Below are 22,478 nucleotides of genomic sequence, written 5' to 3' on the forward strand. Positions count from 1 at the left end.
CCGTTCCGAACTTCGAGACCTCCCCCATGAGTGCAACCCAGGCAGCGCCGGCACGAGACCGGTTGCGTATCGCCATCCAGAAGAGTGGCCGGCTGGCCGAACCCGCCCGCAACCTGCTCAGCGCCTGTGGCCTGAGCTGGCGCGAGAGCCGCGACAAGCTGTTCTGCTACGGCGAATCGCTGCCGGTGGACCTGCTGCTGGTGCGCGACGACGACATCCCCGGCCTGATCGCCGACGGCGTCTGCGACCTCGGCATCGTCGGCCGTAACGAACTGGATGAGCAGGCCGCAGCGCGTCGCCAGATCGGCCTGCCTGACGCCTACCAGGCGCTGCGCGGGCTGGGCTTCGGCCAGTGCCGCCTGATGCTGGCGGTGCCCGAGGAGTGGCAATGGCAGGGTCCGGCGCAGCTGGCCGGCACCCGCATCGCCACCAGCTACCCTTCCATCCTCAAGCAGTGGCTGGCCGGGCAGGGCGTGGACGCACAGGTGGTCGAACTGTCCGGTTCGGTGGAAATCGCCCCGCGCCTGGGTACCGCCGACCTGATCTGCGATCTGGTGTCCAGCGGCGCCACGCTGCGCGCCAACCAGTTGACCCCGGTGCACAACCTGCTCGACAGCGAGGCGGTGCTGGCCGGTGCGGTGCGCGTGCCGGATGATGCACGTGCATCGTTGCGCGCGATGCTGCTGCGCCGCCTCGACGGCGTGGTGCAGCGCCAGGACCGCAAGCTGCTGATGTTCCGTGCCAGCGAGGATCGCGTCGACGCACTGGCGCAGCTGCTGGCCGATGCCGAGCCGCTGGTGCGGTTGCCGGCCGATGGCGGTGCGCTGCGCCTGCAGACCATGTGTCCCGGCCCGCTGAGCTGGCAGCGCATGGAGGAACTCGAGCGCGCGGGTGCGCAGGGCCTGATGGTACTGAGCGTGGAGCGGTCGCTGGCATGAACCGTCTGATCTGGTCCCGACTTGATGAGGCCGCGCGCAGTGCGGCACTGACCCGCCCGGTGCAGACCGTGGCGCAGCAGACCCGCGATGCCGTGGCCGCCCTGATCGCGCAGGTGCGCACGCGGGGTGACGACGCGCTACGTGCGATTACTGCGCGTTTCGATGGTGTCGAGCTGGCCTCGTTTGAAGTGTCCGAAGCCGAATTCGCCGCTGCCGAAGCCGCCGTGCCCGCCGAACTGCGCCAGGCGATGGTGGACGCCGCCGAACGCATCGCGCGCTTCCACGCCGCTGGCATGGGCAAAGGCTATGCGGTGGAAACCGCGCCGGGCGTGGTCTGCGAACGCATGCTGCGCCCGATCGGCCGGGTGGGTCTGTACGTACCGGCCGGCAGCGCGCCGCTGCCGTCCACCGCGTTGATGCTGGGCGTTCCGGCGCAGCTGGCCGGTTGCCCGCAGGTCGTGCTGTGCACGCCGCCGCGCGCCGACGGCAGCGCCGATCCGGCGGTGCTGGTAGCCGCCCGCCTGACCGGCGTGCAGCGCGTGTTCAAGCTGGGTGGTGCGCAGGCGATCGCGGCGATGGCCTATGGCACTGCCAGCATTCCGGCCTGCGACAAGCTTTTTGGCCCCGGCAACAGCTTCGTCACCGAAGCCAAGCAGCAGGTGGCGCAGGAGGGCGCAGCGGCCATCGACATGCCGGCCGGGCCCTCGGAAGTGCTGGTCGTTGCCGATGCCGGTGCCAATCCAGCGTTCGTTGCCGCCGACCTGCTGTCGCAGGCCGAGCATGGCCCCGATTCGCAGGTGCTGCTGCTGACCGACGATGCCGTGATGCTGGCGGCGGTCGAGGCTGAGGTGGAGCGCCAGGTGGCCCTGCTGCCACGCCAGCAGATCGCGCGCCAGGCGCTGTCGGCGTCGCGCCTGATCCAGGTCGATTCGCTGGACGAGGCCTTCGCGATCAGCAACCGCTATGCGCCCGAGCACCTGATCCTGGCATTGCGCGAGCCGCGCGACTGGCTGGACCAGGTGCAGGCCGCCGGCTCGGTGTTCCTCGGCGACTACACGCCCGAAGCACTGGGCGACTACTGCAGCGGCACCAACCACGTACTGCCAACCGCGGGTGCCGCGCGTGCCTATAGCGGTGTCAGCGTGGCCAGCTTCCAGAACCTGATCAGCGTGCAGAGCGCCAGCGCTGCCGGCCTGGCGGCGATCGGCGGCTGCGCGCGCATCATCGCCAGTGCCGAAGGCCTGGATGCGCACGAGCGTGCGGTCGCAGTGCGCATGGAGGCGGCGGCATGAGTGCGGCGATCGATGATGTGCTGGCCCTGGTGCGCCCGGACCTGCAGGCCTTCGCCGGCTACAGTTCGGCGCGCAGCGCGGCGGTGCAGGGGGAGGTCTGGTTGAACGCAAACGAGTCGGCCTGGCCCAATCCGGCGGATGCTGCAGGCAGCAGCCGGCGCTATCCGGAACCGCAGCCGTTGGCGCTGCGCGAAGGCTTGGCCGCGCTGTACGGCGTGACGCCGCAGCAGCTGCTGATCGGCCGCGGCAGCGACGAAGCCATCGATCTGCTGGTGCGTGCCCTGTGCGTGCCGGGCCGCGATGGCGTGCTGGTCACGCCGCCGGTGTTCGGCATGTACGCGGTCTGCGCACGCCTGCAGGGTGCCGCACTGATTGAAGTACCTCTGGTGGACAGCGAAGACGGCCTGCGCGCCGATCTGGATCCTGTGATCGATACGGCCAAGTCGCGCAACGCCAAGCTGGTGTTCCTGTGCGCACCGTCCAACCCGGCCGGCAGTGACATCGGCCTGGCCGATATCGAGCGGGTGGCCACTGCTCTGCGCGGGCAGGCTCTGGTGGTGGTAGACGAGGCTTACGTCGAGTACGCGCAACGCCCGTCGGCGACCACGCTGCTGGCTGCGCACGCCAACCTGGCGGTACTGCGCACGCTGTCGAAGGCGCACGCACTCGCGGCCGCCCGTATTGGCAGCCTGATCGCTGCCCCGGAACTGATTGCCGTGCTGCGCCGCTGCCAGGCGCCGTACCCGGTACCGACGCCGTGCGCCGAGCTGGCCGCGCAGGCGTTGCAGCCGGCCGCGCTGGCACGCACCGCCGAGCGCGTGGCCACGGTGATCGCCGAGCGCGGGCGCCTGTCCGCGGCGCTGCCAGGCCTGCCCGGCGTTCGTCGCGTGTACCGCTCGTCCGGCAACTACCTGCTGGTCCGCTTCACCGATGCGCAGGCAGCGTTCGATACGCTGCTGGCGGCCGGCGTGGTCGTGCGTGACCAGCGCGCCGCGCCGCAGCTGGGTGATGCGCTGCGCATCAGCATCGGCAGCCCCGAAGAGAATGACCGCGTGCTTGCGGCCCTGTCGGCGCGGAGGGCCGCCGCATGACCCCGATCCTGTTCATCGACCGCGACGGCACCCTCATCGAGGAGCCGTCCGATTTCCAGATCGACGCCTACGAGAAGCTGCGCTTCGTGCCGCAGGTGATCCCGGCGCTGCTGAAGCTGCGGGATGCCGGATACCAGTTCGTGATCGTCACCAACCAGGATGGCCTGGGCAGTGACAGCTACCCGCGCGCCAGCTTCGATGGCCCCAACGACCTGATGCTGCAGATCTTCGAGAGCCAGGGCATCACCTTCCGTGACGTGCTGATCGACTGCAGCTGGCCGCAGGACAATGCGCCGACCCGCAAGCCGGGCATCGGCCTGATGACTGCCTACCTGCAGGACCGCAGCATCGACTGGGCGCGCTCGGGCATGGTTGGTGACCGCATCACCGACCTGCAGTTCGCCGACAATCTCAACATCCGTGGCTTCCAGCTGCGTACCGAGCAGTTTGGTGGCGAGTGGGACTGGCCCGGCATCGCCCATGCGCTGGCCGATGCGCCGCGTACTGCCGTGGTCCAGCGCAACACCAAGGAAACGAAGATCCGCGTCGAACTGGATCTGGACCGTGCCGGCGATGCGCACATTTCCACTGGCCTGCCGTTCTTCGACCACATGCTGGAACAGATCGGCAAGCACGGTGGCTTCGCGCTGGACATCCAGGCCGAGGGCGACCTGCACATCGACGAGCACCACACCATCGAGGACACCGGGCTGGCGCTGGGTCGGGCCCTGCGCGAGGCGCTGGGCGACAAGCGCGGCATCGGCCGCTACGGCTTCACCCTGCCGATGGACGAGACCCTGGCCAGCGCTGCGCTGGACTTCAGCGGCCGCCCGTACTTCGTGTTCGAAGGCGAGTTCAAGCGCGAGCGGGTGGGCGACATGCCGACCGAGCTGGTGCCGCACTTCTTCCGGTCACTGTGCGATGCCAGCGGCCTGAACCTCAACCTCCAGGTGCGCGGCGACAACGACCACCACAAGGTCGAGGCCTGCTTCAAGGCACTGGCGCGCGCGCTGCGCCCGGCATTGGCCCGCCAGGGCACGGCCCTGCCGAGCACCAAGGGGGCGCTGTGAGCGACGTTGCGCTGATCGACGCCGGCGGTGCCAACCTGGGCTCGGTGCGCTACGCATTGGAGCGCCTGGGCGCGACGGTGCGGCTGGTGCGCGACGCCGACGGTCTGGTCGGTGCGCAGCGGGTGATCCTGCCTGGCGTGGGCGCCGCCGGTCCCGGCATGCAGCGCCTGCACGCGCAGGGCCTGGTGGAACCGCTGCGGCGACTGGAGGTGCCGCTGATGGGCATCTGCCTGGGCATGCAACTGCTGTTCGAGCGCTCCGAGGAGGCCGGCGTCGAGGCACTGGGCTTGATTCCCGGCGTGGTGCGCAAGCTGGTGCCCGCTTGTGGCATCCGCGTGCCGCACATGGGCTGGAACCGCCTGCTGCCGCTGCGCGAATCGCTGCTGCTGCGGGGTGTGCCGGAGCGCGCCAGCGCCTACTTCGTACACAGCTATGCGGCGCCGCTCAATACCCACACCGTCGCCGCCTGTGACCACGGCGGCCTGTTCACCGCCGTGGTCGAGCAGGGGCGTTACTACGGCGCGCAGTTCCATCCCGAGCGCTCCGGCGAGACCGGCTCGCTGATGCTGCGCAACTTCCTCGAGGGCACTGCTGCATGAGTTTCATCGTCTACCCCGCGCTGGATATCCGCGATGGCCGCGTGGTGCGGCTGCGCCAGGGCGACTACGCGCAGGAAACCTCATATGGCGACGATCCGCTGCCGCGCGCGCACGCCTTCGCCGCACAGGGCGCGCAATGGATGCATCTGGTCGACCTGGACGCCGCACGCGCCGGTGGCTACACGCTGGCACCGCTGCTGTCGTCGATCCGCGCGCAGACCACGCTGCAGGTGCAGACCGGTGGTGGCGTGCGTGGCCGTGACGATGTGGCGCGCATCCTCGATGCCGGCGCCGGCCGCGTGGTGGTGGGTTCGCTGGCAGTCCGTCGCCCCGACGAAGTGGTCGGCTGGCTGGAGGAGTTCGGCGCCGGGCGCATCACCATTGCGCTGGATGCCCGCCAGGATGCCCAGGGCCAATGGCAGCTGCCGGTGCACGGCTGGACCGAGAATGCCGGCGTGACCCTGGATGACCTGGCCCAGCGTTATGCGCGTGCCGGCATGCGCCACCTGTTGTGCACTGACATCGCCCGCGACGGCATGCTGGCCGGGCCCAACATCAGCCTCTATCAGCACCTGTCGGCGCTGCTGCCGGGCGTGGCGGTGCAGGCCTCCGGTGGCATCCGTGACGTGGCCGATGTGGCCGAGGCGCGTGCTGCCGGCTGCGGCGGTGCCATCCTCGGCAAGGCCCTGCTGGAGCAGCGCATGGACCTGGGCGAGGCGCTGGCATGTTGAGCCGCCGCATCATTCCGTGCCTGGACGTGCGCGATGGCCGCGTGGTCAAGGGCGTGCGCTTCCGCGATCACGTCGACATGGGCGACATCGCCGAGCTGGCGCAGCGCTACCGCGACCAGGGCGCCGACGAGCTGGTGTTCTATGACATCGGCGCCAGTCCCGAGGCGCGGTCGGTTGATGTTGCGTGGATCGAGCGTATCGCGCGCCTGATCGATATTCCGTTCTGCGTGGCCGGTGGCATCGACAGCGTGGAGACCGCGCGTCGCGTGCTGTTCGCCGGTGCCGACAAGGTGTCGATCAACTCGCCGGCGCTGGGCCGCCCGGAGCTGATCACCGAGCTGGCAGATGAGTTCGGCGTGCAGTGCGTGGTGGTGGGTGTGGACTCGGTACGCGAAGCGGACGGCCAGTGGCGGGTACGCCGTTTCAGTGGCGACCCGGACAAGACCCAGGCGGTACCGCTGCGGACCCTGGACTGGATCGTCGAAGCGCAGCGGCGTGGCGCTGGCGAGATCGTGCTGAACTGCATGGACAGCGACGGTGTGCGCCGTGGCTACGATGTCGCGCAGCTGCAGCAGGCGCGCGCGCTGTGCCAGGTGCCGCTGATCGCTTCCGGCGGTGCCGGTGCGATGGAGCACTTCGCCGAAGCCTTCGACCAGGCCGACGTCGACGGCGCGCTGGCGGCCAGTGTGTTCCACAGCGGCGCCATCGCCATTGCGGAATTGAAGCGCTACCTGCGCGGACAGCAGATCGAGGTGCGGGATGTCTATTGACGTGAGGCCATCGCTGGATGCGCTGCAGGCGCTGGACTGGGGCAAGGGCGACGGCCTGCTGCCGGCCGTCGTGCAGGATGCCGACACCCTGCAGGTGCTGATGCTGGGCTATGTCAGCGCCGAATCGCTGGCTGCCACGCTGGCCATCGGCCATATGACCTTCTTCAGCCGCAGCAAGCAGCGGTTGTGGACCAAGGGCGAGCAGTCCGGCAACGTGCTGGTGGTGCAGTCGATCCGTGTCGATTGCGATGCCGATACGCTGCTGGTGCTGGCACGCCCGGCCGGGCCAACCTGCCACACTGGTGCCGAGAGCTGTTTCGACCAGGCACCGAAGGACTTCCTCGGTGGGCTGGGCCAGCTCGTGGCGATGCGCGAGGCGCAGCGCCCGCCGGGCAGCTACACGACCAGCCTGTTCGAGGGCGGCATCCGCCGCATCGCGCAGAAGGTGGGCGAGGAGGGTGTGGAGACCGCATTGGCGGCGGTGGCGCAGGACGACGAGGCGCTGCTGGGCGAGGCCTCGGACCTGCTCTACCACCTGCTGGTGCTGCTGCGCGCGCGCGGGCTGTCGCTGGATGATGCGCGGGCGGCGCTGGAAAAACGCCATCGTTGAGGAGGGCGTGCGGACCAACGGTCCGCACCCACCTTTGCAATGCAGCCGAGCATGGCTCGGCTCTACAATAGGGGGTCTTCTTCTTTCCCGGACCGCCCATGAAACTGCCTGCCGCCTGGCTGTGCTGCCTGTTGCTGACCTCGCCGGCCTGGGCCGCGGACACCGTGGTCAGCGGCAAGGTTTATCTGGAGCGCGACGGCAGGCCTGGGCGCGGTGCGACCGATCCGGGCCTGGCCGGGGTGCAGGTGTCCAACGGCGAGGCCATCGTCAAGACCGCCGCCGACGGCAGCTACAGCCTGCCGGTGCGCGACGGCCAGACCGTGTTCGTGATCAAGCCCGATGCGTATTCGTTCCTGAAGGCGACCGACGGTCTGCCCTCGTTCTGGCGCCACTACCGCCCGAACGGCTCGCCGGCGCTGAAGTACGGCGGCATCGCCGCCACCAGCGATGCCACCCGCAACTGGGATTTCGCGCTGCAGGCGGATCGCCATGACAGCCGCCGTGGTTTCCAGATGCTGGTATTCACCGATTCGCAGACCGCCAGCCTGAAGGACATCGGCTACTACCAGCAGTCGATCGTGGCGCCGCTGGTCGGCCAGACCAGGGCGCGCATGGGCACCACCCTGGGTGACATCGTCAACGACGACCTGGCCCTGTATCCGGCCATCAACAAGGTCACCACCGAACTTGGCGTGCCGTGGTTCCATGTGCCGGGCAACCACGACCTCGACTTCGATGCCGTCAGCGATGAGCATTCGCTGGACAGCTGGCGCAACATCTACGGCCCGGACACCTACGCGGTGGAAGAGGGCGGTGCCAGTTTCGTCTTCCTGGACGATGTGGTGTACGACCCCAAGGCCAAGCCGAAGTACATCGGCGGCCTGCGCGAAGACCAGTTCGCTTTCCTTGCCGGCTACCTGAAGGGCCTGCACAAGGACCGCTTGCTGGTGCTGGGCATGCACATCCCGCTGTTCGATGCCGCGCCGGGGCGCGAGACCTTCCGCCACGCCGACCGCCAGCGCCTGTTCGACCTGCTGAAGGACTTCCGCAACGTGCTGGTGCTCAGCGGCCACAGCCACACCCAGCAGCACGTCTACCACGGCAAGGCTGAGGGTTGGAACGGCGACAAGCCGCTGCACGAATACAACGTCGGTGCCAATTGCGGTGCGTTCTGGTCGGGGGTGAAGAATGCCGCTGGCGTGCCGGACAGCACCATGAGCGACGGCACGCCGAAGGGCTATGCATTGCTCGACGTGGCCGGCAACGGCAGCTATCGCCTGCAATACCGGGTGGCCGGCAAGCCGGCCAGCGAGCAGATCGGCCTGCATGCGCCGAAGGTGCTGCGCCAGGGCGCCTATCCAGCGTGGGGCGTCTATGCCAACGTCTACATGGGTGAGGACGCCAGCGTCGTCGAGTACCGCGTCGATGGCGGCGCCTGGCAGCCGATGAAGCAGGTCAGCCAGCCCGATCCGCGACTGATGGTTGAGAACGTGGCCGACGACCTGGCCAACAGCCTGCGTGGCTACGACCGTTCCCCGGAGGCCACTGCGTCGCCGCACCTGTGGCGCGGTGCGCTGCCGACCGATCTGGCAGTGGGCAGCCACAAGGTCGAGGTACGCTCCACCCAGCCTGATGGTGCCGTGTTCACCGCCACCACCAGCTACAGCCTGCAGGCTGCCCAGCCCTGACACCCGCATCACTGCTCCAGCGAAAGGACCCCGCATGGATATCCGCTTCATGGCCGGCACCACGCCGGTGACCCTCAGCCGCCACTGGTTCACCGGCGCGATGCTGCTGCAGAGCGCCACCGAGAAGGTCTGGGTGCAGCACCCGCTGCATCCGGGCACCCACTTCTCGTTCTCGCTGGTACAGTCGTGGCTGCGGCAGATCGCCGGCCACGAGGTGCTGGTCGAGCGCACGCGGCCCCTGTTGTTCGCCGGCTTCCGCCCGCAGCGCCTGCGCGTGCTGGTGGATGGGGTGCAGGTGGCCGAACAGGAAGGCATGTAGGCCAACCTGAACCACCGGCGCGCTAGGCAAAGCCGCCCCGATGCCTGAGAATCGGGGCGATTCAATCGATCCAAGCAGGCCAGCGTGACCATCGCAGCAGCGTCTCCGGTTTCCACCGACTCCGCCCGCGGCGGTCTTCCGCGCCGCCTCGTTGTCGCCGATGTCGGCGGCACCTTTGCCCGTCTGGCCTTGGCTGAGACCCAGCCCGGCCAGGCGCCGCTGCTGGGCAGCCATCGCACCTATGCCTGTGCCGAGCATTCCAGCCTGGCCGCGATCCTGGCCGATTTCACCGCTGGTCTCGGCCAATCGGTGCAGACCGCAGTGGTGGCCATCGCCGGCCTGCTCGATGGCGATGTGCTGATCAACTCGAACCTGCCGTGGACGGTTTCGCTGTCGGCCACCCGCGCGCAGTCCGGGCTGCACGAGCTGCAGCTGATCAATGATTTCGAAGCGGTGGCGCTGGCTATCCCGTACCTGCAGCCGGAAACCCTGGTGCCGCTGAACGGCGACGCCGATCCGGCGCAGGCGTTCCCGGCGCTGGTGCTGGGTGCAGGTACCGGCCTGGGTGCCGCGCTGCGTTTTGCCGATGGCGAGCGCCCGGTGCTGGCCAGCGAGATCGGCCATGCCGCGCTCGGCGCTGGCAACGCGCTGGAGCTGCAGGTGCTGGGCAAACTGCTGCAGCGTTGGCCGCACGTGGACAACGAACGCGTGCTGTCCGGCAGCGGTCTGATGAATCTCTATCCGTGCCTGTGCGAACTGCGCGGCGTTACCCCGGTGTGGACCAGCACCGAGGCGCTGATCGGTGCCGCACGTAGCGGCGAGGATGCACTGGCAGTGGAAACGCTGCAGGTCTTCTGTGCCTGGCTGGGCAGCCTGGCGGGCGACGCAGCGATCGCCGTCGGTGCGCGCTCGGTATACCTGGCCGGTGGCATTTCCGCGCATGTGCAGGATTTCCTGGCCGATGGCCGCTTCCGTGAGCGCTTCCTCAACAAGGGCGTGCTGACCGAGGTGCTGCGCCAGGTACCGGTGTGGCGGGTGGAGCATGGCCAGCTGGGCGTGCTCGGCGCAGCGGTCTGGCACGCCGCACGGCAGCCCACGCACGACTGATCGGCAGGGCCGGCATCGGGCCGGCCGTGCATTGCAGACTGGGAGGGGAAGATGGTGGATCGCAGGCAGTTCCTGCAGGCCGGTGCACTGGCCGCGGGCATGGCGGCGTTGCCGGGCGTGCAGGCGCGCATGCACGGCGGGGCCAAGGTGGTTTCGACCTGGGACTTCGGCGTGCCGGCCAACCAGGCTGCATGGAAGGTGCTGGCGCAGGGCGGCAGCGCGCTGGATGCGGTGGAAGCAGGCGCACGCTGGGCCGAGAGCGAGCTGTGCAACCCCACCGTCGGCCATTGCGGCAACCCGGATCGCGCCGGCGTGCTGAGCCTGGACGCGAGCATCATGGACGGCGATGGCCGTTGCGGTGCAGTGGCCGCGCTGGTCGACATCCTGCATCCGGTGTCGGTGGCCCGCAAAGTGATGGAGAACAGCCCGCACGTGCTGCTGGTGGGCGAGGGCGCGCAGCAGTTCGCGGTGCAGCAGGGTTTCGAGCGCAAGCACCTGCTGACGCCGCAGGCCGAAGCGGCCTGGCGCGAGTGGCTGAAGACCGAGAAGTACCAGCCGCAGATCAACGCCGAGCGCCGTGGTATTCCCGGCAACAGTGACAACCACGACACCATCGGCATGCTGGCACTGGATGCCAAGGGCCATCTGGCCGGTGCCTGCACCACCAGCGGCATGGCGTGGAAACTGCACGGTCGCGTTGGCGACAGTCCGATCATCGGTGCCGGCCTGTACGTCGACAACGAAGTCGGCGCAGCCACTGCCTCGGGCGTGGGCGAGGAGATGATCCGCAACGCCGCCTCGTTCCTGGTGGTCGAGCTGATGCGGCAGGGGCGCTCGCCGGCGCAGGCCTGCCGCGAAGCGATCGACCGCGTGGTGCGCAAGCGCCCGGAAGCGAGCAAAACGCTGCAGGTGTGCTTCCTGGCCATGAACAAGCAGGGCGAGGTGGGCGCCTATGCGCTGCATCGTGGCTTCGTCTACGCGGTGTGCGATGCGCAGCGCCAGGATGACCTGCGTGATTCGCCGTCGATCTACACGAGCACCCAGGCGTGAGCACGCGGCTCGCTCTGGAAATCGCCAGCAACTCGCTGGCCTCGGCGCTGGCCGCGCAGGCTGGCGGCGCCGACCGCATCGAGCTGTTCGACAACCTGGCCGAGGGCGGCACCACGCCGTCGTTCGCCAGCATCGCGATTGCCCGCGAACGCCTGTCGATCCCGCTGTTCGTGCTGGTGCGGCCACGCCCGGGCGACTTCCACTACGACGCGCTGGAAACCGAGCTGATGCTGCGTGACATCGCGCAGTGCCGCGCGCTGGGCTGCGATGGCGTGGTGATCGGTGCACTGGATGTGCAGGGCAGCATCGACCTGGTGCTGTGCCGTGAACTGGTGCAGGCTGCCGGGCCACTGCAGGTGACCTTCCACCGTGCCTTCGACGCTGCCCGCGATCTGCCGGCGGCGCTGGAGCAGGTGATCGGGCTGGGCTGCCAGCGCGTGCTGACCTCGGGCGGCCAGGCCAGTGCCGAGGCCGGTGCCGATGTGCTGGCGGGCCTGGTCACACAAGCGGCGGGCCGCATCAGTGTGATGGCCGGTGCCGGGCTGGGCCCGGCCAATATCGCAGCCGTGGCACGACGGAGCGGCTGTACTGAACTGCACGCTTCCGCCAAGGGCCTGCGGCGCTCGGCGATGCAGTTCCAGAACCCGGCGCTGCGCGGACTGGACCCGGACTGGAGCCAGACCGCCACTGCCACCGTAGCCGCGCTGCGGCAGGCGCTGGACGCCTGATCGCAAGTCCGGGGTCGGAGCCCTTCTGCGAATGGATCCGACCCTACGCTGGCCCGCCACGGACAAAACCGTTCCGCGCGCGTTTGTCGCAATCGTGTCACCACTTCGTGCGCCGTTCTCTCAGCGATGTCTCGCAAGCCTTTGATTGTCATGGCGGCGAGCAACCAATGACGGCACTACGCTTTGTGTTGCTGCGCCGCCGCATGCCGGGCGTGGTTCAGCTGTGCTTTAGTTTGGATCGATCCACAGGGGAGGGTGTCGGGACGGTCTTGAACCGCTCCAGGTGCCCTGATCAGCCGTAGAGCCGCGCCACCATCCGTCCGTGCGTCCACACTTTCGAAGAGCAACCACCCATGGCTCAGATCGTCCGCAAGCGTCGTCACCTGCTGTCCCAGGCCCTGGTCCTGGCCCTGTTGCCCCTGGCCGCCAGTGCGCAGGAGACCGCCAGTTCGTCCACCAAGGATCTCGACGCGGTCACCGTCACCGGCTCGCGCATCAAGCGCGCCAGCGTCGAAGGCCCGGCGCCGGTCAACGTGATCACCGCCGCGCAGATCCAGAAGGAAGGCTTTGTCAGCGTGTACGACGCGCTGAAGACCCTCACCGAGGCCACCGGCACTGTTGAAGCCGCCTCGCAGTGGGGCTCGCACACGCCCAATGCCAGCGGCCTGAACCTGCGCGGGATGGGCCCGAACCGCTCGCTGCTGCTGGTCAACGGCCGCCGCGTGGCGGACTACCCGCTGCCCTACGGCGGCGAAACCAACTTCTCCAACTACGGCAACATTCCCGCTGCCGCAGTCGAGCGCATCGAAGTACTGACCGGTGGCGCCTCGGCCATCTATGGCTCGGATGCGATCGCCGGCGTGGTCAACGTCATCCTGAAGACCAACTACGACGGCGACGAAGTGCGCGTGCGCGGCGGCACGTCCACCGAAGGCGGCCGTGATACCTGGGACCTGTCCTGGGCCGGTGGCAAGACCGGCGACAACTGGAGCGTGACCTATGCGCTGCAGTACACCAAGCGCGATCCGCTGTTCGGGCGTGATCGCCCGCAGATGGACGATGCCGACGACGCGCCGTACCCGTCCTGGAACATGGAACAGCGCAAGGTCGGATTCCGCCCGACGTCCGGCCTGGCGCTGATCGACCCGACCACCGGCCAGCGCCTGGCCCCGCCCACCGGCACCTGCGAGAAGTTCGATGGCGAGTACTACACCGCCGATCGACTGGTCTACAACTACGCCGCCAACACCATCACCAACACTGGCCGCCTGTGCGGCATGAGCGCCGACTACGCCAACTGGCTGCTCACCGGTGGTGCCGAGAACGTGTCCGGCAACCTGTATGCCACCTTCGATTTCAGCAACGACCTGCAGGCCTGGACCAACCTGGCGGTGTACCGCTCCGAAGCCATCTGGGGCACCAATCCGCCCAGCGTGTCGCTGATCGACGATGACAACGGCTACTACTGGGATGCCAACCGCAACCGGCCGATCCTCGGCGTGCGCCAGTTCACGCCGAACGAAGTGGGCGGCCTGGATACGCTGCGTAACACCAACCGCGAACTGTCCTGGGACTGGAGTGCGGGCCTGCGTGGCCGCCTGGCCGACCGCTTCGACTGGAGCGCTACGGTGGGCCGTTCCTACTACCGCGTGGAAGAACGGCAGAACGTGGTCGACAAGCAGAAGTCGTATGACTACTTCCTCGGCCCACGACTGGGCACTACCGCCGACGGCGAGGCGATCTACGCCCTGAACGAATCGCGCTGGTGGAACCCGCTGACGCCGGACCAGTACTGGCAGATGGGCACGGTGGCGAAGAACCGTGCGTCCTCATGGGTCAACCAGGCTTCGGCGGATATCACCGGCGAGCTGTTCCAGGGCTGGGCCGGCCCGATTTCGTTTGCGGCGGTGGCCGAGGTTGCGCAACAGGGCTATCACCTCAGTCCCGACCCACGTGCCGGCATCGACTTCGACCTGCAGAACGTCGACCGCGGTGGCGGCGAGCGCACCCGCTATTCGGCCGGCGTCGAGTTCAAGATCCCGCTGCTGGAGAGCGTGACCGCCACTGCGGCAGCGCGCTACGACCGCTATGGCAACTACAAGGCCGACGACAGCAGCGAAGCGCTGGACATCGGCAGCCAGAAGGAAACCACCTGGAATGTCGGCCTGGAGTGGCGCCCGGTGGAATCGCTGCTGGTACGTGGCTCCTATGCCACCAGCTTCCATGCGCCGGACATGCACTACCTGCTGGGCCAACCGAGCAGTTCGGAAGTGCAGACCTATGACCGCCTGCGCTGCATCCAGAGCGGCGCCTACCTGGTCAACAACTGTGGCGTGGGCAACACCGACGTCTGGTACACGTTCGACGTGAACCGGCGTGGCACGCCACTGCTGCGCTCGGAGACCGGCGATTCGTGGACGGTCGGCTTCGTCTGGGACGTGATGCCCAACCTGTCGGTCAGCGCGGACTACTGGGCGATCAAACTGGAAGACATGATCGTCGACGTCGGCGCCGACGAGGTGCTGGCCAGCGAAGCGGGCTGCCTGACCGGCAGGAACATGGACGGTACGCCATGGGCCAACCCGGCCGGTGGCGAGTACTGCGCCGGCATCCTGGCCCGCGTGAACCGTGACAGCAACGGTCGCCTGGTATCGATCGAGCGCGGCCCGTTCAACCTGGCCAGCCGCGAGGTGCGCGGCATCGACCTGACCGCGCGCTATCGCCTGGAGACCGCGCAGTGGGGCAGCTTCCAACTGGGGGTGAACTACACCAACCAGATCTCGACCAAGGAACAGCGCTACGCCAACGATCCGAACCCGGAACGCCGCGATCGCGACCTGCGCAGCAAGCTGCGTGCGAGCCTGGCCTGGCAGCGTGGCAACTGGAATGCCAACGTCTATGCCGATCGCATCGGTTCGGTGCCGGGCGTGCGCTACCACTGGGGTACCGACCGCCTGGACAACCCCGGCGGCTGCCTGCCGTTCGCCGATGGCTACGTGCCCAGTGACAGCCCGTCGCTGAACTGCCTTGAGCCGGCGACGCGCCCGGACGGCTCGCCGAATCCGAATCCCAACGCCGGCCAGCAGACGGCGCGTTACTACGGGCGGGTCGGGCCGTTCATCACCTGGAACTTCAACGTGGGCTACCAGCTGACCGAGCACGCCAAGGTCAATGTCTACGTCAACAACGTGTTCAATTCGGCCAGCTGGAACCACAAGGACCCGTACAAGCTGGACTACGATTTCGCCCCGACCCGCCTGCTCGGTGCGGTCGGCCGGGAATTCGCGCTGGAGTACGTGTTCACCTTCTGACGGGCCCATCTTCGTCGGAAGATCCACGCCATGCGTGGATGCGGAAACTGAACACCCGGGGCGGTGACCTCTTCAGGCATGCGGACAGGCTGGATTTGACCTTCCCACGATGGCAAGGTTTAGCCTGTCCGCATCCAGAAGGAATCCCGGGAATCCGATCATGAGCACGCCCCGCGCCACTGCAATCCCCGCCAGCCCCTCCGCCATCAGCCTGCCCATCGAGGGCATGACCTGCGCCAGCTGCGTCGGCCGTGTCGAGGTGGCGCTGTCCAGGGTTGAGGGCGTGGACAGTGTTTCGGTCAACCTGGCCACCGAACGGGCGGACATCCGTGCGTCGGGTCCGGTCGATCGCGCCGCGCTGATCCAGGCGGTGGAGCGGGTGGGCTACGACGTGCCCGCCGCCACCATCGAGCTGGCGGTGGAAGGCATGACCTGCGCGTCCTGCGTCGGCCGCGTCGAACGTGCACTGTTGGCCGTGCCAGGCGTCAGCCAGGCCAGCGTCAACCTGGCCACCGAGCGTGCCACGGTACGTGGGGTGGCCGCTGTGGATGCGCTGGTCGCCGCGATCGACAAGGCCGGCTATGGCGCACGCGTGATCGAAGCCGGCGTACAGTCCGATGACGAGGCCGCGGAAAAGAAGGATGCCGAGCGCGCCGGGCTGAAGCGCGACCTGATCGTGGCCACCGCGCTGGCACTGCCGGTGTTCGTGCTGGAAATGGGCTCGCACCTGATCCCCGGCATGCACGAATGGGTGATGTCGACGATCGGCATGCAGGCCAGCTGGTACCTGCAGTTCGTGCTGACCGCCCTGGTGCTGGCCATCCCGGGCCGCCGCTTCTACCAGAAGGGGTTCCCGGCGCTGCTGCGGCTTGCGCCGGACATGAATTCACTGGTGGCGGTGGGCACCGCCGCAGCGTTCGGCTATTCGGTGGTAGCGACCTTTGCACCGCGGCTGTTGCCGCCGGGCACGGTGAACGTCTACTACGAAGCAGCGGCGGTGATCGTCGCGCTGATCCTGCTCGGCCGCTTCCTTGAGGCGCGCGCCAAGGGCCGTACCTCAGAGGCGATCAAGCGCCTGGTCAACCTGCAGGCCAAGGTCGCGCATGTGATTCGTGACGGCCGCACGATCGAGATCCCGGTCAACGAGGTGCTGAGTGGCGACCTGGTGGAAGTGCGCCCGGGCGAGCGCGTGCCGGTCGATGGCGAGGTGGTCGAGGGTCGCAGCTACATCGACGAGTCGATGATCAGCGGCGAGCCGATCCCGGTCGAGAAGCAGCCGGGCAGCAGCGTGGTCGGCGGCACCGTCAACCAGAAGGGCGCACTGACAGTGCGCGCGACGGCGGTGGGGGCGCAGACCATGCTGGCGCAGATCATCCGCATGGTCGAACAGGCGCAGGGCTCTAAGCTGCCGATCCAGGCAGTAGTCGACAAGGTCACGCTGTGGTTCGTGCCGGCGGTGATGCTGGCCGCGCTGGCGACCTTCGCCGTCTGGCTGATCTTCGGGCCCTCGCCGGCGTTGAGCTTTGCGCTGGTCAATGCGGTGGCGGTGCTGATCATTGCCTGCCCGTGCGCGATGGGCCTGGCCACGCCGACCTCGATCATGGTCGGTACCGGTCGTGGCGCCGAAATGGGCGTGCTGTTCCGGAAGGGCGAGGCACTGCAGCTGCTGAAGGACGCGCAGGTGGTGGCGGTGGACAAGACCGGCACGCTGACCGAAGGCCGCCCGCGCCTGACCGACTTTGAGATCACGGACGGCTTCGATCGCAACACGGTGCTGGCGGCAGTTGCCGCGGCGGAATCGCGCTCGGAGCATCCCCTCGCCCGCGCGATTGTTGATGCCGCGACGGAGCATGGCATCGCATTGCCGGCCATGGTCGACTTCGAATCCGTCACCGGCATGGGTGTGCGCGCCAGTGTCGAGGGTGCACGCGTGGAGGTCGGTGCCGATCGCTTCATGCGCGACCTGGGCGTGGACATCACTGCATTCGCAGCATTGGCGGCGGAACTTGGCACGCAGGGCAAGTCGCCGATGTACGCGGCCATCGATGGACGCCTGGCCGCGATCATCGCGGTATCCGATCCGATCAAGCCGAGCACGCCGGCGGCGATCGCCGCACTGCATCAGCTGGGCCTGAAGGTGGCGATGATCACCGGTGACAACGCCGGTACCGCGCGGGCGATCGCGCACCAGCTGGGTATCGATGAAGTGGTGGCCGAAGTGCTGCCGGAGGGCAAGGTCGAGGCCGTGCGCCGCCTGAAGGCCACCCATGGCCACGTTGCCTTTGTTGGCGACGGCATCAACGATGCGCCGGCGCTGGCCGAGGCCGATGTCGGCCTGGCCATCGGCACCGGCACCGATATCGCGGTGGAGTCGGCCGATGTGGTGCTGATGTCGGGCAACCTGCAGGGTGTGCCGAATGCCATTGCACTGTCGAAAGCAACGCTGGGCAACATCCGGCAGAACCTGTTCTGGGCGTTCGCCTACAACACCGCGTTGATTCCGGTAGCGGCCGGCGTGCTGTACCCGGTCTGGGGCGTGCTGCTGTCGCCGGTGTTCGCGGCCGGTGCGATGGCGCTGTCCAGCGTGTTCGTACTGGGCAACGCGCTGCGCCTGCGCCGCTTCCAGCCACCGATGGCGGATGCCACCGCCGCGACCCATTGAAGGAGAACCGCATGAATATCGGTGAAGCCTCCAAGGCCTCGAGCGTGTCGGCGAAGATGATCCGCTACTACGAACAGATCGGCTTGATTCCTGCGGCTGATCGCACCGAGTCGGGCTACCGGGCGTACTCGCAGGCGGACATCCACCGCCTACGCTTCATCCGCCGCGCGCGCGATCTCGGCTTCCAGGTCGCCGAGATCACCGATCTGCTGGGCCTGTGGAACGACACCTCGCGGCACAGCGCCGACGTCAAGCACTTGGCCGAACAGCACATCGCCGATCTGGAACAGCGCATCGAGCACATGCGGCAGATGGCCGACACGTTGAAATCGCTGATCAGCTGCTGCGCGGGCGATGAGCGCCCGGAATGCCCAATCCTGCAGCGGTTGGGCCAAGACGATGCGGCCCCGGTGCCGCCCGCTGCCGCGAAGTCCGGTGCGGTGCGGCGGCGCGCGCACAAGTATTGAACCGGCGGGAGATGCACATGAAAAAGCCCGCCCGATACGATTGCATCGGGCGGGCCTTGGTCGTGGACGCGGGCAGGAGGATCAGGCGGTGCGCGGCGGGAAACCGGCATCGTTCACCGCGGCGAACACCTGTTCCTGTGACGCGGTGGTCTGCACCTTGACCAGGCCGGTCGGCGGGTCGGCCACCACGCTCGCGTTCGGATCGATCTGCTGGATCGCGCGGGTCACGCTGCGTGCGCAGCCGCCGCAGGTCATGCCATCGACATGGAATTCCATCTGTAGCTCCTTCGGTGCTCTTGGGGTGGAATCAGTGTGCACCTTCCAACGATGGCAGGGTCAAGCGCCGGGCTGAACGACAGGCAAGGCGCCAACAGAAAACGGCAGCCACCTGTACCAGCGTGGCTGCCGTGGAGGAACGCCCCCGCCAGGGCGGGGCGTGGCGGGCGCCGGTCGTGCCCGGCGTCGCCTCAGAACTTCCAGTTCACGCCGAAATACAGCTGGCGGCCGGCGTACAGGTTGGACAGCAGGCGGGCCTGGCTGTCGTTGCCGATGTAGCTGCGCAGCTCGGACTTGGTGGCGTTCAGCACGGCAGCCGTCACCGTCCAGTCCGGGGTGAGGTTGTAGGCCACGTTCAGGTCAAGCTGGCTGTAGGGCTTGGTGTAGGTGGTCATGCCATTGTTCAGGCCGCCGACCACTTCGCCACGCCGGTTGTACGAAGCACGTGCCAGGAACTTGTCGTTCTCGTAGAACACGGTCACGTTGGCCTGGTTCTTGGCACTGCCGACCAGCGGCGATGAGCCGATTTCCTCGCCGTCCAGCACGATCGAGGCCAGGTTGGTGTCGTTGTAGGTGTAGTTGGCCTGCACACCCAGGCCGAAGTCGAACGTGTACTGGCCATACAGCTCCACGCCCTGCGACACGCCATCGCGGCCGTTGGCCTGGGTCTCGTACTTCTGCACGGTCACCGACTGACCACCGACATTCATCTGCTGGTCGCGCACCACCGGCACGGTGAAGTTGTCCACGTTCTTGCGGAACAGCGAAACACCTGCGACCGCGCCCGGCTTGAAGTACCACTCCAGGCCAAGGTCGAACTGGACCGCCTTGAACGGCTCCAGCGCCTTGTTGCTGCCCGAGCCGTACCAGCCGGGCGTGTCGGTACCGCCGGTGACACGGCGATCATTGGCGTACTCCTCGCTGATGTAACGCAGGCCGCCGGGGTAGGCGATGCTGGTGTAGCTCGGGCGCGCGACCACCTTCGATGCCGCGCCGCGCAGCACCAGGTTGTCGGTGATGTCCCAGGCGATGTTGAAGCTGGGCAGCACGTCGGTATAGGTCTTTTCCAGCGACGACAGCGCGTACACCTTGTCGCGCACCTGCGGGTCAGGGAGGCGGACGAAGCCACCCTGGCAGCGCAGGTTCGGATCGGCGGCCGGATCATCGCAGCTCATCGGTGCGCCGCTGGCGTTGTCGACGAAGTAGTCGTTGAAGCGCTCGACCGAATCGCTGGACTGGGCGAACTGCTTGGTGCGCACCACGCGCACGCCGATGTTGCCGCGCACGCGCTCGGTGCGGAAGTTGGCCTGGAAGTAACCGGAGTAGATCTTCTCGTTGACGTCGTAGACGAAGTCTTCCTCGGTACGGTTGTGCGAGCCGCCGTAGGTCTTGTTCAGGTAATCGATGTAGGCCGGGTAGTTGATGCCCGGGAACACGTTGGCGTTGAACGCACCGGTGATGTTGCTGATCGGGTTGGACAGGAAGAAGCCCGGCTGCGCATCGCCTGCAGTCGGATCGCAACCGGCCTGGTAGCGATTGTTGTCATAGTCGGACGGGTCCAGGCCCGGGCATACCCAGTAGGTATTGCCGGTATTGCGGTGGACCTTGCCATCGCGGTACTTGGCGCCGAACTGGATCGAATCCAGCCAGCCGGCCTCGAACAGCTTGGTGACGTCTGCCTGGAAGTAGTTCTGCTTGACCTCCGTCTGCATCCACGACGAGTCGGTCGAGCCGGTATCGACTTCCGCGACGCCGGCCATCAACTGCTGCTGCAGGTCCGGCGAGAACTGCACCGACGGCGTGCCGGTCAGGTCCCACGCGGTGTACTGGTTGCCGGACTGCCACTGGTTGCCGACCTTGCGACGCGGCTTGGCCGACATGCGGAAGTTCATCGACGGGCCACCTTCGGACCAGGTACGGCCACCGGTGAACGAGGCCTTCCACAACGGGCTGATGTCCCAGTCAATGGTCAGGTCGGCGGTCTGCGAAAGCGCCTTCTCCTTGCTGTATCCGCCAGTCAGCTGGGGGGTGGGGATGGTGCAGTCGTCCGGGCCCCAGCCGCCCGGCTTGAGGCCGGCGGCGGCCGCTTCTTCCTCGCTGCAGTAGTAGGTCTTCCCGGCCAGCTTCTGGTACTGCGCGCCAGTAACGATGCTGCCACTCGGGTCGAAGTCCAGGCCGTTGAGCAGGCGGCCGCCGGCCCAGTTGCCGTCCTGGTTGTATCGGGCCAGGTTCCACTCCGGCACCTTCAGCATGTTCTGCGTGTAGTCGCCCTGCAGTTCGAAGCGGAAGTAGTTGGCCGTCATCGTGACGTTGTCGACTGGCTTGAACTGGAAGGTCAGCTGCCCGCCCTTGCGCTCGCGCTTCTCTTCCTTCACTGCGAAGTTCACCGAGGTCGGCATGAAGAACTCGCTGTAGTTCTTGCCGGCCTGGTTGTTGAAGCCGGACTGGCCCCACCAGTAGTGGATGCCATCCTGTTCGAGCAGATTGCCGTTGGCATCACGGGCCGTGGTGCCGTTGCCGTACCACTGGTAGTCCTCGGTGCTGGCTTCCATGGTGCGGGTGGTGCGGTTCTGCTGGGTCACGCCGACCAGCACGCCGAAGCGCTCATCCTTGCTGTGCCATGAGTACAGCGCCGACACCTGCGGATCGACATCGTGGCTGGTGTCGGAGGTGGTGCCCTCCAGGTTCACGTAGCCGGAGTTGGATTCCATGTCGAGCGGGCGGCGGGTATGCAGGATGACCGTGCCGCCGATGCCGCCTTCGTCGATGCGCGCTTCCGGCGACTTGAACAGCTCGGCGCTGGACAGCATGTTCGACGGCAGCAGGGTGTAGTTGAAGGAACGGGTCGCTTCGTTGTTGGTCTCCGAGGAGGCGACGAAGTTGCCGTTCAACTGGGTCAGGGTCAGGTCCGGCGCAAGGCCGCGCACGCTGACACTCTTGCCCTCACCACCGCTGCGGGTGATGACCACGCCGGGCACGCGCTGCAGCGCGTCGGCGACGTTCTTGTCGGGGAACTTGCCGACATCTTCGGCGGTGATCACTTCGACCACTGCGTTGGCATCGCGCTTCTGCTCAAGGCTCTTCTCAATGGCATAGCGGTAGCCGGTGACCTGGACGCTGTCCAGGGTGGTGGCATCCTGCGCGCCGGTGGACGTGGCCTGCTGCGCGGCGGCGCCAGCCGGTATGACGGCGGCGGCCAATGCCAGCGCGATGGCCAGCGACAATGCGTCCTGGCCATGCGTACGTGTTGAATGCTTCATTCCCATCTCTCCCTCTCTCCTGGATTGATCCGGTGACGTGGCACGGACAACTTGAATCGATCTAATTTGAAGTGACTTTGTCGCTGTCGCCATGCAGTGGCAGTAGCACCGCGCGCGTGGCCTGGTACGTCCTGTTGCTGCTCCCCCAACTCCCGGCCATCGCAGCGTCGTCTTGGATCGATCTAAGCGATGGGCGGGCGATTTTTAGCATGGGTCGCCCGCGGGCGCATGCTGCTCCGCAATATGGTACTGGCGTGGCGAAGGGATGACGGTTTGCTGAAATCAGTGAAATCGTTTTCGTGCGCAGGGGAGGGTGGGCCGACAGGGCTGCGCCCTGCACCTGCTCGAAGCCAAAGCCAAAGCGGCTCTGGGCTGTCTGTGGTTTGGCGGGGCGGTGTCGGATTGCGGGGACGCCGTAAACCCGTCCATGGGGGCTTGGCCGCGGCATCCATGCCGCGGACACCCCGCACTCCGACACCGCCCCGCCATCCCACGGGTGCAGGTGGAGG

Annotated in this window: 18 protein-coding genes; 16 read left to right on the forward strand and 2 right to left on the reverse strand. The window is 67.4% G+C overall.

The features are described 5' to 3' along the window. Window positions 1-26: 26 nt before the first annotated feature. The 16 genes from hisG (at window position 27) to cueR (ending at window position 18,433) form a co-directional block, all read left to right on the forward strand. On the forward strand, window positions 27-938 hold the full coding sequence (hisG, locus tag V3B30_RS14330; RefSeq protein ID WP_262083802.1) for an ATP phosphoribosyltransferase: 912 nt from the start codon (window positions 27-29) through the stop codon (window positions 936-938). Further along, on the forward strand, window positions 935-2,230 hold the full coding sequence (gene hisD, locus V3B30_RS14335) for a histidinol dehydrogenase (RefSeq protein WP_100472113.1): 1,296 nt from the start codon (window positions 935-937) through the stop codon (window positions 2,228-2,230). The genes hisG and hisD overlap by 4 nt, the downstream gene beginning before the upstream one ends. Then, entirely contained in the window at window positions 2,227-3,321 is a 1,095-nt protein-coding gene (gene hisC, locus V3B30_RS14340) for a histidinol-phosphate transaminase (RefSeq protein WP_262083801.1), read from the forward strand. Before hisD ends, hisC begins: the two co-directional genes overlap by 4 nt. Then, the gene (gene hisB, locus V3B30_RS14345; RefSeq protein WP_262083800.1) at window positions 3,318-4,391 is read left to right on the forward strand and encodes a bifunctional histidinol-phosphatase/imidazoleglycerol-phosphate dehydratase HisB; all 1,074 of its coding nucleotides are present in this window, start codon (window positions 3,318-3,320) and stop codon (window positions 4,389-4,391) included. The genes hisC and hisB overlap by 4 nt, the downstream gene beginning before the upstream one ends. Continuing rightward, window positions 4,388-4,990, forward strand: a complete 603-nt coding sequence (gene hisH / locus V3B30_RS14350) for an imidazole glycerol phosphate synthase subunit HisH (protein WP_262083799.1) — start codon at window positions 4,388-4,390, stop codon at window positions 4,988-4,990. Before hisB ends, hisH begins: the two co-directional genes overlap by 4 nt. After that, on the forward strand, window positions 4,987-5,721 hold the full coding sequence (gene hisA / locus V3B30_RS14355; protein ID WP_100472117.1) for a 1-(5-phosphoribosyl)-5-[(5-phosphoribosylamino)methylideneamino]imidazole-4-carboxamide isomerase: 735 nt from the start codon (window positions 4,987-4,989) through the stop codon (window positions 5,719-5,721). The genes hisH and hisA overlap by 4 nt, the downstream gene beginning before the upstream one ends. Then, on the forward strand, window positions 5,715-6,491 hold the full coding sequence (hisF, locus tag V3B30_RS14360; RefSeq protein WP_100472118.1) for an imidazole glycerol phosphate synthase subunit HisF: 777 nt from the start codon (window positions 5,715-5,717) through the stop codon (window positions 6,489-6,491). Before hisA ends, hisF begins: the two co-directional genes overlap by 7 nt. Then, window positions 6,481-7,101, forward strand: a complete 621-nt coding sequence (gene hisIE / locus V3B30_RS14365) for a bifunctional phosphoribosyl-AMP cyclohydrolase/phosphoribosyl-ATP diphosphatase HisIE (protein ID WP_262083798.1) — start codon at window positions 6,481-6,483, stop codon at window positions 7,099-7,101. Before hisF ends, hisIE begins: the two co-directional genes overlap by 11 nt. A gap of 98 nt (window positions 7,102-7,199) precedes the next feature. Continuing rightward, window positions 7,200-8,789 (forward strand): calcineurin-like phosphoesterase family protein, encoded by a 1,590-nt coding sequence (locus tag V3B30_RS14370; protein WP_262083797.1) that lies wholly within the window; start codon window positions 7,200-7,202, stop codon window positions 8,787-8,789. Window positions 8,790-8,823: 34 nt separating this feature from the next. Then, window positions 8,824-9,108 (forward strand): hypothetical protein, encoded by a 285-nt coding sequence (locus V3B30_RS14375; RefSeq protein WP_100472121.1) that lies wholly within the window; start codon window positions 8,824-8,826, stop codon window positions 9,106-9,108. Window positions 9,109-9,192: 84 nt separating this feature from the next. Continuing rightward, on the forward strand, window positions 9,193-10,215 hold the full coding sequence (locus V3B30_RS14380) for a glucokinase (protein ID WP_262083796.1): 1,023 nt from the start codon (window positions 9,193-9,195) through the stop codon (window positions 10,213-10,215). A gap of 51 nt (window positions 10,216-10,266) precedes the next feature. Then, on the forward strand, window positions 10,267-11,265 hold the full coding sequence (locus tag V3B30_RS14385) for a N(4)-(beta-N-acetylglucosaminyl)-L-asparaginase (protein ID WP_262083795.1): 999 nt from the start codon (window positions 10,267-10,269) through the stop codon (window positions 11,263-11,265). Then, complete coding sequence (locus V3B30_RS14390) at window positions 11,262-11,993, forward strand: copper homeostasis protein CutC (protein WP_262083794.1); 732 nt, start codon at window positions 11,262-11,264, stop codon at window positions 11,991-11,993. Before V3B30_RS14385 ends, V3B30_RS14390 begins: the two co-directional genes overlap by 4 nt. Window positions 11,994-12,346: 353 nt before the next feature. Continuing rightward, window positions 12,347-15,304 carry a TonB-dependent receptor gene (locus V3B30_RS14395; protein ID WP_262083793.1) on the forward strand — a complete coding sequence of 986 codons (2,958 nt, stop codon included), beginning with the start codon at window positions 12,347-12,349 and terminating at the stop codon, window positions 15,302-15,304. A 160-nt stretch (window positions 15,305-15,464) separates the two neighbouring features. Further along, window positions 15,465-17,966 carry a heavy metal translocating P-type ATPase gene (locus V3B30_RS14400; protein WP_262083792.1) on the forward strand — a complete coding sequence of 834 codons (2,502 nt, stop codon included), beginning with the start codon at window positions 15,465-15,467 and terminating at the stop codon, window positions 17,964-17,966. Between the two features lie 11 nt (window positions 17,967-17,977). Beyond that, window positions 17,978-18,433 (forward strand): Cu(I)-responsive transcriptional regulator, encoded by a 456-nt coding sequence (gene cueR, locus V3B30_RS14405; RefSeq protein WP_262083791.1) that lies wholly within the window; start codon window positions 17,978-17,980, stop codon window positions 18,431-18,433. An 81-nt stretch (window positions 18,434-18,514) separates the two neighbouring features. On the opposite strand, the gene V3B30_RS14410 is transcribed toward cueR, so the two are convergent. Continuing rightward, the gene (locus tag V3B30_RS14410) at window positions 18,515-18,709 is read right to left on the reverse strand and encodes a heavy-metal-associated domain-containing protein (RefSeq protein ID WP_008267227.1); all 195 of its coding nucleotides are present in this window, start codon (window positions 18,707-18,709) and stop codon (window positions 18,515-18,517) included. Window positions 18,710-18,900: 191 nt separating this feature from the next. Continuing rightward, window positions 18,901-21,975: a TonB-dependent receptor gene (locus tag V3B30_RS14415; RefSeq protein WP_100472128.1), complete on the reverse strand. Its 3,075-nt coding sequence runs from the start codon at window positions 21,973-21,975 to the stop codon at window positions 18,901-18,903. Between the last annotated feature and the right edge of the window lie 503 nt (window positions 21,976-22,478).

The sequence above is a fragment of the Stenotrophomonas sp. SMYL41 genome (assembly GCF_036319965.1).
GTDB classification, from domain to species: domain Bacteria; phylum Pseudomonadota; class Gammaproteobacteria; order Xanthomonadales; family Xanthomonadaceae; genus Stenotrophomonas; species Stenotrophomonas maltophilia_R.